16 protein-coding genes are annotated in these 14,668 nt (G+C 71.0%); 11 read left to right on the top strand and 5 right to left on the bottom strand.

What is annotated here, in order from left to right; all coding sequences use genetic code 11:
• The first annotated feature begins 5 nt into the window (after positions 1-5).
• A complete protein-coding gene (locus ACIBJF_RS12640) occupies positions 6-749 on the top strand; it encodes a potassium channel family protein (RefSeq protein WP_399173687.1) in 744 nt (247 codons plus the stop codon).
• Positions 750-929: 180 nt separating this feature from the next.
• Here ACIBJF_RS12640 and ACIBJF_RS12635 read toward each other — a convergent pair whose 3' ends face one another.
• Together ACIBJF_RS12635 and ACIBJF_RS12630 are read right to left on the bottom strand one after the other, a co-directional pair.
• Positions 930-1,235, bottom strand: coding sequence for a small hydrophobic protein (locus tag ACIBJF_RS12635; RefSeq protein ID WP_228620127.1), 306 nt, complete (start codon positions 1,233-1,235; stop codon positions 930-932).
• A gap of 249 nt (positions 1,236-1,484) precedes the next feature.
• Positions 1,485-3,104: an MFS transporter gene (locus tag ACIBJF_RS12630; protein WP_399173686.1), complete on the bottom strand. Its 1,620-nt coding sequence runs from the start codon at positions 3,102-3,104 to the stop codon at positions 1,485-1,487.
• A gap of 66 nt (positions 3,105-3,170) precedes the next feature.
• Here ACIBJF_RS12630 and ACIBJF_RS12625 point away from each other — a divergent pair, with 66 nt between their 5' ends.
• The 3 genes from ACIBJF_RS12625 (at position 3,171) to ACIBJF_RS12615 (ending at position 6,019) form a co-directional block, all read left to right on the top strand.
• Complete coding sequence (locus ACIBJF_RS12625) at positions 3,171-3,806, top strand: TetR family transcriptional regulator (RefSeq protein ID WP_399173685.1); 636 nt, start codon at positions 3,171-3,173, stop codon at positions 3,804-3,806.
• A gap of 83 nt (positions 3,807-3,889) precedes the next feature.
• The gene (locus ACIBJF_RS12620; RefSeq protein WP_399173684.1) at positions 3,890-5,107 is read left to right on the top strand and encodes an alpha/beta hydrolase; all 1,218 of its coding nucleotides are present in this window, start codon (positions 3,890-3,892) and stop codon (positions 5,105-5,107) included.
• A 66-nt stretch (positions 5,108-5,173) separates the two neighbouring features.
• Positions 5,174-6,019 (top strand): DUF4429 domain-containing protein, encoded by an 846-nt coding sequence (locus ACIBJF_RS12615; protein WP_399173683.1) that lies wholly within the window; start codon positions 5,174-5,176, stop codon positions 6,017-6,019.
• A 1-nt stretch (position 6,020) separates the two neighbouring features.
• Here the strand turns inward: ACIBJF_RS12615 and ACIBJF_RS12610 are convergent, their stop codons facing one another.
• On the bottom strand, positions 6,021-7,037 hold the full coding sequence (locus tag ACIBJF_RS12610) for an aldo/keto reductase (RefSeq protein WP_399173682.1): 1,017 nt from the start codon (positions 7,035-7,037) through the stop codon (positions 6,021-6,023).
• A complete protein-coding gene (locus ACIBJF_RS12605) occupies positions 7,034-7,498 on the bottom strand; it encodes a MerR family transcriptional regulator (protein WP_351798113.1) in 465 nt (154 codons plus the stop codon). The genes ACIBJF_RS12610 and ACIBJF_RS12605 overlap by 4 nt, the downstream gene beginning before the upstream one ends.
• Positions 7,499-7,595: 97 nt before the next feature.
• Here ACIBJF_RS12605 and ACIBJF_RS12600 point away from each other — a divergent pair, with 97 nt between their 5' ends.
• Positions 7,596-8,072 carry a GNAT family N-acetyltransferase gene (locus ACIBJF_RS12600; RefSeq protein WP_356302944.1) on the top strand — a complete coding sequence of 159 codons (477 nt, stop codon included), beginning with the start codon at positions 7,596-7,598 and terminating at the stop codon, positions 8,070-8,072.
• A gap of 19 nt (positions 8,073-8,091) precedes the next feature.
• A complete protein-coding gene (locus tag ACIBJF_RS12595; RefSeq protein WP_399173681.1) occupies positions 8,092-8,922 on the top strand; it encodes a serine hydrolase domain-containing protein in 831 nt (276 codons plus the stop codon).
• 19 nt (positions 8,923-8,941) lie between these two features.
• On the opposite strand, the gene ACIBJF_RS12590 is transcribed toward ACIBJF_RS12595, so the two are convergent.
• Positions 8,942-9,595, bottom strand: coding sequence for a pirin family protein (locus tag ACIBJF_RS12590; protein ID WP_365325677.1), 654 nt, complete (start codon positions 9,593-9,595; stop codon positions 8,942-8,944).
• Between the two features lie 85 nt (positions 9,596-9,680).
• On the opposite strand from ACIBJF_RS12590, the gene ACIBJF_RS12585 reads away from it, so the two are divergent.
• The 5 genes from ACIBJF_RS12585 to fabF all read left to right on the top strand — a co-directional run bounded on the left by ACIBJF_RS12585 (position 9,681) and on the right by fabF (position 14,626).
• Complete coding sequence (locus ACIBJF_RS12585) at positions 9,681-10,898, top strand: PucR family transcriptional regulator (protein WP_399173680.1); 1,218 nt, start codon at positions 9,681-9,683, stop codon at positions 10,896-10,898.
• A gap of 89 nt (positions 10,899-10,987) precedes the next feature.
• On the top strand, positions 10,988-11,905 hold the full coding sequence (locus ACIBJF_RS12580; RefSeq protein WP_399173679.1) for an ACP S-malonyltransferase: 918 nt from the start codon (positions 10,988-10,990) through the stop codon (positions 11,903-11,905).
• Positions 11,906-11,916: 11 nt separating this feature from the next.
• Positions 11,917-12,948 (top strand): ketoacyl-ACP synthase III, encoded by a 1,032-nt coding sequence (locus tag ACIBJF_RS12575; RefSeq protein WP_399173678.1) that lies wholly within the window; start codon positions 11,917-11,919, stop codon positions 12,946-12,948.
• A gap of 81 nt (positions 12,949-13,029) precedes the next feature.
• Positions 13,030-13,278 (top strand): acyl carrier protein, encoded by a 249-nt coding sequence (locus tag ACIBJF_RS12570; protein WP_018545314.1) that lies wholly within the window; start codon positions 13,030-13,032, stop codon positions 13,276-13,278.
• An 85-nt stretch (positions 13,279-13,363) separates the two neighbouring features.
• Positions 13,364-14,626: a beta-ketoacyl-ACP synthase II gene (gene fabF, locus ACIBJF_RS12565; RefSeq protein ID WP_351798102.1), complete on the top strand. Its 1,263-nt coding sequence runs from the start codon at positions 13,364-13,366 to the stop codon at positions 14,624-14,626.
• Positions 14,627-14,668 lie beyond the last annotated feature (42 nt).

Here is a 14,668-nt window from a genome sequence, read left to right as displayed (position 1 = left end):
CGGGCATGAACGATCAGTGGGGCCAGGCGCGTTGGGAACGGCATACCCAACGGCCGCTGCTGGCGCTGGCGGTGGCGTTCACCGTCGCCTACGCCGTGCCGATCGTGGACCACTCCGCGGGTCGTTCGCTGACGTACGCGTGCACGGTGGTCGAGTGGGTGGTCTGGGCCGCGTTCGCCGTGGACTACCTGATGCGGCTCGCCCTCGCCCCGCGCCGCCGGGAGTTCGTCCGGACGCACTGGGTGGACCTGTGCGCGGTGGTGCTGCCGCTGCTGCAGCCGCTGCGGTTGCTGCGGATGGTGTCGACGCTGCTGCTGGTGGGGCGGCGGGCGCGGATGGCCTCGCAGATCCGGCTCACGACGTATGTCGCCGGGGCGGTGATCGGGCTGCTGATGTTCGGGTCGCTGGCGGTGCTGTCCGTGGAGCGGGACTCGCCGAACGGGAACATCCGGACGCTGGGTGACGCGGTGTGGTGGTCGTTCACGACGATGACGACCGTGGGATACGGGGATCACGCGCCGACGACCGGCCTGGGGCGGATGATCGCCGTCGGGCTGATGCTGTCCGGGATCGCGTTGCTCGGTGTGGTGACCGCGAACATCGCGGCGTGGTTCATCGCGCGGTTCGAGAAGGACGATGTGGAGGAGCGGCGGCAGACGCGGGCCATCGCTGATCTGGCCGAGGAAGTTCGCCTGCTGCGGGCGGAGGTGGCTCGGCTGGCCGACGAGCGGGAGCAGCAGCGGAGTTGACGCGCTGCCCGGTGCCGTGGCCGACCGGGGTGGGGCTCACCGGCGCCGGCAAGGTGCCGCAGCGACCGGAAGGGGCGCGGGGTACTGCGCGATCAGCTCCCGCGTCCGCGCCCGGCGGACGGCCCCGGGCCCCACGACGCAACCGTCGTACGGCCCCGGGCCTCACCACGCAACCGTCGGCTAGAGGAGCCCGTGGCCCCATGTGGCCGCGCCCGCCAGGGCGACGACGGCGAGCACCGTGTCTATCGCGCCGAGGACCAACGCCACCAGCGCTGGGATGTCGCGGTCGTTGGACCACTTGCGGCCCATGGACTGCCAGCCGCAGACCATCGCCACCGGGCCCAGGACGATGCCCAGTGCGAAGAAGCCGGCCACGGCACAGATCGCGCCGATGATGCCGAGTGTCGCGCGGTCCGGCCCGGTCCGTTGCCACGTCCGGCCACGTGACCGGGGGTACCCGCGCGTTCCGTGCCCGAAGCCTGTCATCATCAACTCCCTGGGGTTCATGGACAGTTCGGCTTCGCGGTGCGAGTACCCCGATTCCGGCCCGGCAGACCTGCGCGCGCTGCCCCCTCCGGCAGCGCGCGCCGCGGTCTGGCCGTCCCCCATGTCCTGCGGAGGACTTGACCCACTGTGACCTGCGGCGCGCGCCCGGTGCGAGCGATCTTTAGCCGAGTCACCCTGATAGGGGAACTCCGCCCGGAACACGCCCGGGCGGAGTCCGGGAAGAGACCCTCAGATGTGGCCCACGCCCGCGCCCGCCTCCGCGTTCGCGCCCCGCTTGGTGAGCAGCGCGACGAGGACGGCGACCGCCGCCACGCCCGCGGCGACCAGGGAGGCGAGGCTCATGCCGGAGATGAACGTGTGGTGGGCGACCTCGGTGATCTTCGCGGCGATCTGGTCCGGCACACCCTTCGGCACCGGGGCGACGCCGACCTGGACCGCCTCCGAGGCCTTGTCCAGCTGACCCGGGGTCAGCTGCGGCAGCCCGGCGCCGGTCCAGTTGCCCGGCAGGTCGCTGTCGACCTTGGAGGCCATCACGGCGCCCAGCACGGCCGTGCCGAGGCTGCCGCCGATCTGCATGGCCGCCTGCTGGAGGCCGCCCGCCACACCGGAGAGTTCCATCGGGGCGTTGCCGACGATGACCTCGGTGGCGCCGACCATGACCGGCGCGAGACCGAGTCCGAGCAGCGCGAACCAGATCGACATCACGCCGCTGCCGGTGTCGGCCTCGAGCGTCGACATGCCGTACATGGCGATCGCGGTCGCGGCCATGCCGCCGGCCAGCGGGATGCGCGGGCCGAGCTTGGTGATCGCGGCGCCGGCCAGCGGCGAGCCGACGATCATCATGCCGGTGAGCGGCAGCAGGTGCAGGCCGGCGTCGATGGGGCTCATGCCGTGCACGTTCTGGAGGTAGAACGTCACGAAGAACAGGCCGCCCATGAACGCGATGGCCATCAGGACCATCAGGACCACGCCCGCCGAGAGCGGGACCGAGCGGAAGAGGCCCAGCGGGATCAGGGGTTCCTTGACCCTGGTCTCCCAGACGGAGAACAGGGCGAAGAGGACCACGGACGCGGCGATGAAGATCCAGGTCTTGCCGTCACCCCAGCCCCACGTCGGAGCCTTGATCAGGGCCCAGACCAGGCAGAACATCGCGCCGGAGAGCAGGGCGATGCCGAGGATGTCGAAGGAGCGCGGGGCGTTCTCGGCGCGGTGGTCGCGCAGGATCAGCACGCCCAGGATCAGGGCGAGCGCTCCCACCGGCACGTTGATGAAGAACACCGACTGCCAGTTGACGTGCTCGACGAGCACGCCGCCGAGGATCGGGCCGCCCGCGGTGGACGCGCCGATCACCATGCCCCAGATGCCGATGGCCATGTTGAGCTTCTCGGCCGGGAAGGTGGCCCGCAGCAGGCCGAGCGCGGCCGGCATCAGCAGCGCGCCGAACAGGCCCTGGAAGACGCGGAAGGTGACGACCGCGGCGATGCTGTGGGACAGGCCGATGGCGCCGGAGGCGGCGGCGAAGCCGGTCACCCCGATGAGGAAGGTCTGCCGGTGGCCGAAGCGGTCGCCGAGCTTGCCCGCGGTGATCAGGGAGACCGCGAGGGCCAGGAAATAGCCGTTGGTGATCCACTGCACCTGGGCGAAGGTGGCCCCCAGGTCCTTCTGGATCGCCGGGTTGGCGATGGCCACGATGGTGCCGTCGAGGGCCACCATCATGACGCCCACGGCGACGGTGATCAGGGTGAGCCAGGGATGGCCGCGCAGCCCCGCGGCCGGGGGCGACTCGAGCGGGGCCTGCGGCTCCGCGCCTCCCGGCCCCGTCGCGTCGATGGTGGTCTGACTAGTCATGCGTTCGAGGCTAGTGACAGTCTCTGCCAATTGACAAATCATTTCATCCGTCAGTAACTGACACGTATGGAAACACTGCGCGAGCGCAAGAAACAGCGCACCCGGGAGGCGCTGCTGCGGGCCGCTCTGGAGCTCTTCACGACCCAGGGGTACGAGCACACGACCGTCGACGAGATCGCCGAGGCCGTCGACGTCTCGCAGCGCACCTTCTTCCGCTACTTCGCCGGCAAGGAGGACGTGGCCTTCGCCGTGCAGGAGATGACGGAGGCGCGTTTCGTCGAGGACGTACGCGCGCGTCCGCCGCACGAGGCGCCGCTGGAGGCCCTGCGGCAGGCGGTCCTGGAGGGCTGGGACGGGATCCGGGAGACCGTCGAGTCGGCCGTGCCGGTCGAGCTGTATCTGCGCATGTACCGGACGATCGAGTCGACGCCGGCGCTGCTCGCCGCCCATCTGCGCCGCTCGGCGGCCACGGAGGAGACGATCGCCCGCCTGCTGGCCGAGCGCGAGGGCGTGGACGTGGACGCCGACCCTCGACCGCGGCTGGCCGTGGCCGTGTTCGGCGGCGTGATAAGGGTCACCGAACGGCAGTGGTGCACGGGCGACGACTTCAGCCTGGTGGCGATCCGTCAACTCACCGCTTCCTACCTCGATCAGGTGGGTTCGGCACTTACCGGGAACTGGCGCTCGAACCGAGATCGTTGACAACGCGTTCGACGCTTCACGAAACGTGATACCTGTCACTCGGTTACCCCGAGACCCTCCCGTTCTCCTAGTGTGTCCTCCCAGTGACTTCCTTCGACACCTCCCCGCAACTGAACGTCTGGCGCGCACTGCTGGCGCTGGCCGTGGTGTTCGTGATGCTCGCGACCACCGGCTGGACCGCCCTGCACAGCCACAGGGAGTCGACCGCACTCCAGGCCTCGCTCGCCAAGTGGGAGCACGGCAGCATCCACGGCCTCCACCTGCCGGACCCCAAGGCCGCACCGACCCTGCTCAGCCGTTTCTTCGCGTCCCTCTCCCCCGAGGACCAGAGCCGTCTCGCCCGCCGCTACCCGCTCACGGTCGGCAACATGAACGGCGCCCCCGTCACCTTGCGCTACCGCGCCAACCACATCGCGCTGGAGCAGCAACGCAAGGTCGAGAGCAAACGCATGCACGACAGCCGGCTCAGCGCGGCCGGACAGCAGGACGCGGGCCGTCGTATGCACCGCTACGAGGACCTGATGAGCCCCGGCCGGAAGATCCTGGCCTTCGACCCCGAGGGCTCGGGCCGGGTCGCGGAGGTGTTCGGGAACCTCGACAAGGCGCAGCGGATCTCGGTGATCGTCCCCGGCGTCGACACCGATCTGCTCACCTTCCAGAAGACAAACCGCCAGTACACCGCCCCGGTCGGCATGGCCAAGGCTCTGTACGCGGCGGAGCGCGCACAGAGCCCCGCGACCCGTACGGCCGTGATCGCCTGGGCCGACTACACCTCCCCCGACGGCCTCGGCATGGACGCGGCCACCGGGCTGCGCGCCGCGGAGGGCGCCGTACGGCTGAACGCGCTGCTGGGCGGCCTGCCCGGCCGTGCGCCGGTGACGACGGTCTGCCACAGCTACGGGTCCGTGGTCTGCGGGGTGGCCGCGCACGCCATGCCGCGCCGGGTGACCGACATAGCCGTGGCCGCGAGCCCCGGCATGCGGGTCTCCAGCGCCTCCCACCTGGGCACCACGGCCCGGGTGTGGGCCATGCGGGACGCCAGCGACTGGATCCAGGACGTGCCGTATCTGGAACTGGGGGGGATCGGGCACGGCGCGGATCCGGTGTCCTCGGGGTTCGGTGCGCGTGTGCTGTCCGCCCGGGACGCGCAGGGCCACGCCGGCTACTTCCAGCCGGGCACGGACAGCCTGCGCAACCTCGCCGACGTGGCGGTCGGGGCCTACGACGCGGTGACGTGCGCACGCGAGAACGACCTGTGCCGGGCCGGTGTGCCCGGCACCACCACGGCCGGACGCGCGTAGAAGCAGCAGGAAGTGCGGTCTGCGCGGGTGGCGACGGAGGAGCACGTGCCGCATACGATGAGCCGCATGGGTGACGTACTGGCGGGTTTTCATGCCGTCTGGGAGTTCGAGTCCGACTCCGTGCTCATCCGTTACGAACGGGGGATTCGAACACCGAAGCTGTTCCAGGCACTCGGGGAACGGCGGATCCCGCTGTCCGCGGTCGAGGGCGTGACGCTCTCCCCGGGCAGGCGCGGCACCGTCGTGCTGCGGCTGCTGCCGCGCGCCGGCGCGGATCCGCTGATGGAGGCGGCGGCCGGGCAGCTGAAGGAGGGCTCCGATCCGTACCGGCTGGTGCTGCCGGCCGAGCGGGAGACGCTCGCCGAGTACTACGCCGACGAACTGAAGGGCCTGTTGACCGAGTCCGGACCCGCCGACCGCCACCTGGTGACCGCGCCCGAGGCTCCGCTGTCCTTCAAGGCGTACGACGGGAAGGCGAGTTTCGACGGTACGGCCGTGCAGTTCCGCTGGTCCTGGACGGGCGCTTCCTCGGCGAAGTGGAAGGCCGGCGACCAGAGCTTTCCGGTCACCCAGCTGAGCGGGGTGGAGTGGCGGTCGCCCGAGGTGTTCGAGGGACATCTGCGGCTGGTCCGGCGCTCGGCCGAGTCGGCCGCCGTGCAGCCCGATCAGGATCCGGCGACCGTCGTCTTCGGACTGGGGTACGGCCCGGTGCACGAGTCGCTGCCGTTCGCCGCGGCGGTCCTGGCGGCCGTACGCACGCGGGGGCCGGTACCCGCGGTACCGGCCCCGTCACGGCGCGACCCCGCGGACATCGCCGAACGGATCCGGCATCTCGGGGAGTTGCATCAGGCCGGGTTGGTCACCGACGAGGAGTTCACCTCGAAGAAGGCCGAACTCCTGGCGGAACTCTGAGCTATTCCCGGCCCGCGGAGGTGAACGACATGTCCGCGTAGCGCCCGCCCGCCACCTTGCCCACGATCGGCTCCAGTCGGGACAGTTCCTCGTCGCCGAGCACGATCGCCGTCGCCGCCACGTTCTCCTCCACCCGGTTCGGCTTGCGGGTGCCCGGGATGGGGACCACCGGGAGGGCGTCGATCGCCGCCCGCTGCTGCACCCAGGCCAGGGCGATCTGGCCGAGAGTGGCGCCGTGGGCCTCGGCGATCGCGCGGATCGGCTCCAGGAGGGCGGCGTTGGCGGCCGCGTTGGCGCCGGTGAAGCGGGGCTGCTGCCGGCGGAAGTCGCCGGCCGTGAGCTCCTGTTCGGCGTCGGTGAAGGAGCCGGTGAGGAAGCCGCGGCCGAGCGGCGAGTACGGCACCAGGGCCACGCCCAGGTCCCGCGCGGCCGGTACGACCTTCGCCTCGATGTCCCGACTGAACAGGGACCACTCCGACTGCACGGCCGCGATCGGGTGCACGGCGTGCGCGGCGCGCAGCTCGTCGGCGGTGACCTCGCTCAGCCCGAGGTGCTTGACCTTGCCCTCGCGCACCAGCTCCGCCATCGTGCCGACGGTCTCCTCGATGGGGACGTTCACATCGCGGCGGTGCATGTAGTAGAGGTCGATCACGTCGACGTCGAGCCGCTTCAGGCTGGCCTCGACGGCCTCGCGGATGTACGGCGCGTCGTTGCGGATGATCCGCCTGGTCGGGTCGTCCTCGGGGATCGACAGGGCGAACTTGGTGGCGATGACCACCTCGTCGCGGTGCGCCTTGAAGAAGGGGGAGAGGAACCGCTCGTTCTCGCCCGCGCCGTAGGCGTCCGCCGTGTCGTACAGCGTCACGCCCAGCTCCAGCGCCCGCTCCAGCGCGGCGCGCGCCTGGCCGGCGTCCGTGGGGCCGTACGCGAAGCTCATGCCCATGCAGCCGAGGCCCTGTACGCCGACCTCCGGCCCGTCCTCGCCGAGCCGTACGGTCGGAATCCTGGCGTCGGTCATCGCGTGGTCCCCTCCATCGCGTAGAAGCTGATCTTGCGGTCGAGAACGGCGAGCGTGTCCCGCAGTTCGGCGATCCGGTTCAGGACGTCCCGGCGGGTCGACTCCAGCAGCTCCCGCCGTTCCCCGTAGGTGCTCTCGCCCTCCCGGACCAGTTCCGCGTACCGGACCATGTCCGCCACCGGCATGCCGGTCAGCCGCAGCTTGGTCACGAAGTCCAGCCAGTCCAGGTCGCGGTTGCTGTAGCGCCGCTGCCCGGTGTGCGAGCGGTCGACGTGCGGCATCAGGCCGATCCGCTCGTACCAGCGCAGGGTGTGCGCGGTGAGGCCGGTGAAGGCGACGACCTCGCTGATCGTGTAGCGGTCCTGGCCGTCGGGGCGTGGATGGCGTCTGGGCGGGGCGGCGCAGATGTCTGCGGGGGCCGTGCGTGCGGTGTCGGCTGGCGTGGTCTGCATCACCGTCATGGCCTCCACGCTATGGGGTTGGAGTGCACTCCAAGCAAGCGGATCCGGTAAGAAATCCGCGGGACGCGGGCCGGGGCGCCTGACTAACGTGCGGCGCATGAGTCTTGCACGCCGGGCCCTGCCCGAGGATGCCGAAGAACTGCTGCGTCTGCGGCAGGTGATGATCGACTCTCTGTGGAGCGCGGGAGGCGGCGGGCCGACGGACTGGCATGCCGAGTCGCTGCCGACGCTGCGCAAGCGGCTGGCCGAGCCGGACGGTGACTTCGTCGCCTTCGTCGTGGACCATCCGGACCGGCCCGGGGCGCTGGCCGCGCTGGTGGCCGGAACGCTGGAGTACCGCATCGGGAAGTCGGGGAATCCGCACGGGCGGGTCGGGCACGTCTTCAGCGTCGCGACCGACCCGGACGCCCGGCGGCGCGGGTACGCGCGCGCGGCCATGGAGGAGCTGCTGGCATGGTTCCGGGAGCGTGGCGCGGGCCACGTCCTGCTGAACGCCTCCCCGGAGGCCGAGCCGTTGTACGCCTCCCTCGGCTTCACCCGTGACCCGGACCCGTCGATGCGGCTGCTGCTGTGAGCCGCATAGGCTCGGTGGCATGTCGTTGAACAGCCTGACCAGCCTGGCGTCGATCGAGAACTGGCCCGTCTCCACCGCGGCGGCGGGTGTCGTACGAGCCGACGGGACCGTCCTCGGGACGCACGGTCCCCTCGGGCACCGCTTTCCGCTCGCCTCGGTCACCAAGCCGCTGGCCGCGTATGCGGCGCTTGTCGCGTACGAGGAGGGCGCGATCGAGCTGGACGAGCCGGCCGGGCCGCCCGGCTCGACCGTCCGCCACCTCCTCGCGCACACCTCCGGGCTGGCCTTCGACGAGCACAAGGCGATGGCGCCTCCCGGCGAGCGCCGTCTCTACTCCAACGCCGGGTTCGAGCAGCTCGGGGACCACATCGCCAAGGCGGCGGACATCCCGTTCGCCGAGTATCTGCGGCAGGCGGTGCTGGACCCGCTGGGCATGACGTCGACGACGCTGGAGGGCTCGCCGGCGAAGGACGCGGTGTCCACGGTCGCGGACCTGCTGCGGTTCGCGGCGGAGGTGCAGGCGCCGCGGCTGCTGGATCCGCGGACGGTCGCGGAGGCGATGAGCGTGCAGTACCCGGGGACGAAGGGCGTGCTTCCGGGATACGGCCACCAGAACCCGAACGACTGGGGCCTGGGCTTCGAGATCCGCGACTCCAAGTCGCCCCACTGGACGGGGAGTTCCTCCTCCCCGCGCACCTTCGGGCACTTCGGGCAGTCGGGTACGTTCCTGTGGATCGACCCGGACGCGGGAGTCGCCGGTGTCGCCCTGGCGGACCGGGCGTTCGGGCCCTGGGCGATCGAGGCGTGGCCGGTGTTCACGGACGCGGTGCTGGCCGAACTGCGCGGCTGAGGATCGCCGGGAGCGTCCCCTACTCCCCCATCTCCCACAACAGCACTTCAGCCGGCGTGGCCGCCACCGCCTCCCAGCCCTCCGCCCCGGTGATCCGTGCCGAGTCGCCCGCGGCCAGTCGTTCCGCACCCAGTCGGACGGCACCCCGCACCACGTGCACGTAGACGAACGCGGCGTCCGGGACCGCCGTGCGCTCCCCCGCCGTCAGGCGCCGTACGTGCAGCATCGCTCCCGCCCCCGGTACCGCGTACGGCGTGGAGTCGGCTATCCCCGGGATGATCTGGTACGACGGCTCCCCGCCCGGCTCCCGTGGGGCCAGCCACATCTGGAGGAAGGTGAGCGGCGACGACCCGTCGTTGCGCTCCACGTGGCGGACGCCCGCCGCGGCGCTGAGGTGCTGGACGTCACCGGCGCGGACCTTCGTCTCGTGGCCGGTGGAGTCGCGGTGGGTCAGTTCGCCCTCGACGACCCAGGTGACGATCTCGGTGTGGCTGTGCGGGTGTTCGTCGAAGCCGGCACCGGGCGCGAGCCGCTCCTCGTTGCAGGCGATGACCGCGCCGAAGCGGAGGTTGCCGGGGTCGTAGTGGGGGCCGAAGGAAAAGGCGTGCCACGACTCGATCCCGGCCTCCGGCTCGCCCCCTGGGTAGCGCTCGTCCGCGCGCCGTACGTCCATCACGCGCACCACGGTAGACCCCGCCTCAAGGGCTGAGCCCGACCCGGCGGCACGCACCGGCGTCCGGATAAGGCAGTCTTGTCCCGTGCCCGAACCCGAATCCCGCAGCCACGAGCCCCACGCCGGTCACCACGCACTCGACGTCCACCCGCACGCCGCGACCCTCAGGCGGCTGGAGAAGTCCTCCGGTTCCCTCGCCGCGCAGGCCATCGCGCGGATGGACGAGACCCTGCCGTGGTACCGGGCCATGCCCCCGGAGAACCGTTCCTGGATCGGGCTCGTGGCCCAGGCGGGCATCGCGGCCTTCACCGAGTGGTTCCGGCACCCGGACGCGCCCCAGGCGATCTCCACGGACGTGTTCGGCACCGCGCCGCGCGAGCTGACCCGGGCCATCACGCTGCGGCAGACCGTGGAGATGGTGCGGACCACCATCGAGGTCATGGAGTCGGCGATCGACGAGGTGGCCGCGCCCGGCGACGAGAGCGTGCTGCGGGAGGCGCTGCTCGTGTACGCCCGGGAGATCGCCTTCGCCACCGCGCAGGTCTACGCGCAGGCCGCCGAGGCACGCGGTGCCTGGGACGCGCGGCTGGAGTCGCTGGTGGTCAACGCCGTGCTGAGCGGAGAGGCGGACGAAGGGGCCGTCAGCCGGGCCGCCGCGCTCGGCTGGAACTCGCCGGAGCATGTGTGTGTCGTGCTCGGGACCGCGCCCGACGGGGACAGCGAGCTCACCGTCGAGGCCATCCGGCGGGCCGCGCGGCACGCCAAGCTCCAGGTGCTCACCGGGGTGCTCGGGGACCGGCTCGTCGTCATCGCGGGCGGCAGTTCCAATCCGCTCGCCGTCGCCAGGTCGCTGATCGGGCCCTTTGCCGCCGGGCCGGTGGTCGCGGGACCCGTCGTACCCGATCTGCTGGCCGCGACGCGGTCCGCGCAGGCCGCCGCCGCGGGCCTGAAGGCGTGTTCCGCCTGGCAGGACGCGCCGCGGCCGGTGCTGGCGGACGATCTCCTGCCGGAGCGCGCGATCGCGGGCGATCCGAGCGCCCGCGAGCAGTTGGTGGAGGAGATCTACAGACCTCTCGAAGAGGCCGGTTCAGCGCTGCTGGAAACCCTGAGTGTCTATCTGGAACAGGCGAGCAGCCTGGAAGGCGCGGCCCGGATGCTCTTCGTTCACCCGAACACCGTGCGCTACCGGCTCCGACGTGTGACAGACGTCACCGGTTGGTCGCCTTCGGATGTACGATCCGCGTTCACGCTGCGGATCGCGCTCATCCTGGGGCGTCTGGTCGACGGCGAACCCTCGGCATAGGGTTTTGTCGGGGGCCCACAAAAGCCCTTCGTGTTCTTCGTCCCTGTCCTCACGGGCGGCTGTGCCCGTCCCCAAGAGAGAGTGTGAGAGTGCTCGTACTCGTCGCTCCCGGCCAGGGCGCCCAGACGCCCGGCTTCCTGACTCCCTGGCTCGAACTGCCCGGCGCCACCGACCGTGTCGCCGCCTGGTCGGACGCCATCGGCCTGGACCTGGTCCACTACGGCACCCAGGCCGACGCCGACGCCATCCGTGACACCGCGGTGGCCCAGCCGCTGCTGGTCGCCGCCGGGATCCTGTCCGCCGCGGCACTGGGTGACACCGCCCCGGACGCCGTGGCCGGCCACAGCGTGGGCGAGATCACGGCCGCCGCCTTCGCGGGCGTCCTGGACGACACCTCCGCCCTGGGCCTGGTCCGCAAGCGGGGTCTGGCGATGGCCGACGCCGCCGCGGTCACTGCGACCGGCATGTCGGCGCTGCTCGGCGGCGACCCCGAGACCTCCGTGGCGCACCTGGAGAAGCTGGGCCTGACCCCGGCGAACATCAACGGCGCGGGCCAGATCGTCGCCGCGGGCACGCTGGAGCAGCTGGCCGCGCTGGAGCAGGACAAGCCCGAGGGCGTCCGCAAGGTCGTCGCGCTGAAGGTCGCCGGCGCCTTCCACACCCACCACATGGCTCCCGCCGTCGAGACGCTGGCCAAGGCCGCCGCGGAGCTGGACCCGGCCGACCCGAGGGTCCGTTATGTCTCCAACAAGGACGGCCGGGCCGTCGCCACCGGCGCCGAGGTGCTGGACCGGCTGGTCGGCCAGGTCGCCAACCCCGTGCGCTGGGACCTGTGCATGGAGACCTTCAAGGAGCTGGGCGTCACCGCGCTCATCGAGGTGTGCCCCGGCGGCACGCTCACCGGCCTGGCCAAGCGTGCGCTGCCCGGCGTCACGACGCTGGCCCTGAAGACCCCCGACGATCTCGACGCGGCCCGCGCGCTCATCACCGAGCACGCCGGCGCCTGAAGGAGCCGTACATGGCGAAGATCAAGCCCAGCAAGGGCGCCCCGTATGCGCGCATCCTCGGTGTCGGCGGCTACCGGCCGACGCGGGTGGTGCCCAACGAGGTGATCCTCGAGAAGATCGACTCCTCCGACGAGTGGATCCGCTCGCGCTCCGGCATCGAGACCCGGCACTGGGCCGGCCCCGAGGAGACCGTGGCCGCGATGGCGATCGAGGCCTCCGGCAAGGCGATCGCTGCCGCCGGCATCGGCGCCGAGCAGATCGGTGCCGTGGTCGTCTCGACGGTCTCGCACTTCAGCCAGACCCCGGCCATCGCCACCGAGATCGCCGACAAGCTGGGCACCGACAAGGCCGCGGCCTTCGACATCTCGGCCGGCTGCGCGGGCTTCGGCTACGGCCTGACCCTCGCCAAGGGCATGGTGGTGGAAGGTTCCGCCGACTACGTGCTCGTGATCGGCGTGGAGCGGCTCAGCGACCTGACCGACCTGGAGGACCGGGCCACGGCCTTCCTGTTCGGCGACGGCGCCGGCGCGGTCGTCGTCGGCCCCTCGCAGGAGCCGGCGATCGGCCCGACCGTGTGGGGCTCCGAGGGCGACAAGGCCGAGACGATCAAGCAGACCGTCCCGTGGGACCGGTTCCGGATCGGCGACGTCTCCGAGCTGCCGCTCGACAGCGACGGCAACGTCAAGTTCCCCGCCATCACGCAGGAGGGCCAGGCGGTGTTCCGCTGGGCCGTGTTCGAGATGGCGAAGGTCGCCCAGCAGGCGCTGGACGCGGCCGGGATCAGCCCGGAAGAGCTGGACGTCTTCATCCCGCACCAGGCCAACGTGCGGATCATCGACTCGATGGTGAAGACCCTCAAACTGCCGGAGCACGTCACGGTCGCCCGTGACATCCGCACCACCGGCAACACCTCGGCCGCCTCGATTCCGCTCGCGATGGAGCGGCTCCTGGCGACCGGGGAGGCGAAGAGCGGCGACACCGCGCTCGTCATCGGATTCGGGGCGGGTCTCGTCTACGCCGCAACGGTCGTTACCCTCCCCTAGGCACTCCGTGCCGGATCTCGGGATCGGGCACGGCAACAATTGCCACAAACCGTCTGGAACATCGAAGAAGGAGCGCCTGACATGGCCGCCACTCAGGAAGAGATCGTCGCCGGTCTCGCCGAGATCGTGAACGAGATCGCCGGGATCCCCACCGAGGACGTCCAGCTGGACAAGTCCTTCACCGACGACCTGGACGTCGACTCGCTGTCCATGGTCGAGGTCGTCGTCGCCGCCGAGGAGCGCTTCGACGTGAAGATCCCGGACGAGGACGTCAAGAACCTCAAGACCGTCGGCGACGCGACCGACTACATCCTTAAGCACCAGGCCTGAGCCACCCCTTAGGCCCCTGGCTGCAAGGCCCCGCCACCCGGCGGTGGCGCCGTAGAATCCCGCATCCGTTGGAGAAAGAATTCCCGTGAGCCCGACCAATCGCACCGTGGTCGTCACCGGTATCGGCGCAACCACACCGCTGGGTGGCGACGCAGCTTCGTTCTGGGAGGCCCTGGTCGCCGGCAAGTCCGGTGTCGGCCTTCTGGAGCAGGAGTGGGCGGCCGACCTGCCGGTCCGCATCGCAGCGCAGATCGCCGTCGAGCCGGGCGAGATCATCCCCCGGCCGCAGGCCCGCAAGCTGGACCGCTCGGCGCAGTTCGCGCTGATCGCCGCCCAGGAGGCCTGGAAGGACGCCGGCTTCACCGCAAGGGCCGGTGAGGACGCCTCCGTGAACCCCGACCGTCTCGGTGCGGTCATCGCCTCCGGCATCGGCGGCGTGACGACGCTCCTGGACCAGTACGACATCCTCCGGGAGAAGGGCGTACGCCGCGTCTCCCCGCACACCGTGCCGATGCTCATGCCCAACTCCCCGGCGGCCAACGTCGGCATCGAGCTGGGCGCCCGCGCCGGTGTGCACACCCCCGTCTCGGCCTGCGCCTCGGGCGCGGAGGCCATCGGGTACGCGATCGAGATGATCCGCACCGGGCGTGCGGACGTGGTCGTGGCCGGTGGTACCGAGGCCGCCATCCACCCGCTGCCGATCGCCGCGTTCGGCAACATGATGGCGATGTCCAAGAACAACGACGACCCGCAGGGCGCCTCCCGTCCCTACGACTCCGGCCGTGACGGTTTCGTGCTCGGTGAGGGTGCCGGCGTGATCGTCCTGGAGTCCGAGGAGCACGCCAAGGCCCGCGGCGCCCGGATCTACGTCGAGGCCGTCGGCCAGGGCATCTCCGCCGACAGCCACCACATCACGCAGCCGGAGCCGTCCGGCAACGGGATCGCGCACGCGCTGCAGAACCTGCTGGACAACACGGACCTGAAGCCGGCCGAGATCGTGCACGTGAACGCGCACGCCACGTCGACGCCGCAGGGCGACGTGGCCGAGATCAAGGCGCTGCGCAAGGTGTTCGGCGACGACGTCGACCACATGGCGATCTCCGCGACGAAGTCGATGACCGGTCACCTGCTGGGTGGTGCCGGTGGCATCGAGACCGTGGCGTCGATCCTGGCGCTGGTCAACCGTACGGCTCCGCCGACCATCAACATCGGCGAGCTCGACCCCGAGGTCAACGCGGACGTCGTGCGCGACGAGGCGCGGGTTCTCCCCGAGGGGCGTGTCGCCGTGCTGAACGACTCGTTCGGCTTCGGCGGGCACAACGTGGTCCTGGCGTTCCGGACGATCTGAGAACGTGGGAAAGGGCCCCTGCCGAGCGGCAGGGGCCCTTTC

The organism is Streptomyces sp. NPDC050743 (assembly GCF_044456925.1).
In the GTDB taxonomy this organism is placed as follows: domain Bacteria; phylum Actinomycetota; class Actinomycetes; order Streptomycetales; family Streptomycetaceae; genus Streptomyces.
Note: the sequence above shows the minus strand (reverse complement) of the source record. Positions and strands in the feature narration are given on the sequence as shown.

Excerpts from the sequence above, each read along its gene's own strand:
- ACIBJF_RS12640 (WP_399173687.1), top strand. The coding sequence starts at position 6 with ATGAACGATCAGTGGGGCCAGGCGCGTTGGGAACGGCATACCCAACGG.
- ACIBJF_RS12635 (WP_228620127.1), bottom strand. The coding sequence starts at position 1,235 with ATGACAGGCTTCGGGCACGGAACGCGCGGGTACCCCCGGTCACGTGGC.
- ACIBJF_RS12630 (WP_399173686.1), bottom strand. The coding sequence starts at position 3,104 with ATGACTAGTCAGACCACCATCGACGCGACGGGGCCGGGAGGCGCGGAG.
- ACIBJF_RS12625 (WP_399173685.1), top strand. The coding sequence starts at position 3,171 with ATGGAAACACTGCGCGAGCGCAAGAAACAGCGCACCCGGGAGGCGCTG.
- ACIBJF_RS12615 (WP_399173683.1), top strand. The coding sequence starts at position 5,174 with ATGGGTGACGTACTGGCGGGTTTTCATGCCGTCTGGGAGTTCGAGTCC.
- ACIBJF_RS12610 (WP_399173682.1), bottom strand. The coding sequence starts at position 7,037 with ATGACCGACGCCAGGATTCCGACCGTACGGCTCGGCGAGGACGGGCCG.
- ACIBJF_RS12605 (WP_351798113.1), bottom strand. The coding sequence starts at position 7,498 with ATGACGGTGATGCAGACCACGCCAGCCGACACCGCACGCACGGCCCCC.
- ACIBJF_RS12600 (WP_356302944.1), top strand. The coding sequence starts at position 7,596 with ATGAGTCTTGCACGCCGGGCCCTGCCCGAGGATGCCGAAGAACTGCTG.
- ACIBJF_RS12595 (WP_399173681.1), top strand. The coding sequence starts at position 8,092 with ATGTCGTTGAACAGCCTGACCAGCCTGGCGTCGATCGAGAACTGGCCC.
- ACIBJF_RS12590 (WP_365325677.1), bottom strand. The coding sequence starts at position 9,595 with ATGGACGTACGGCGCGCGGACGAGCGCTACCCAGGGGGCGAGCCGGAG.
- ACIBJF_RS12575 (WP_399173678.1), top strand. The coding sequence starts at position 11,917 with ATGGCGAAGATCAAGCCCAGCAAGGGCGCCCCGTATGCGCGCATCCTC.
- ACIBJF_RS12570 (WP_018545314.1), top strand. The coding sequence starts at position 13,030 with ATGGCCGCCACTCAGGAAGAGATCGTCGCCGGTCTCGCCGAGATCGTG.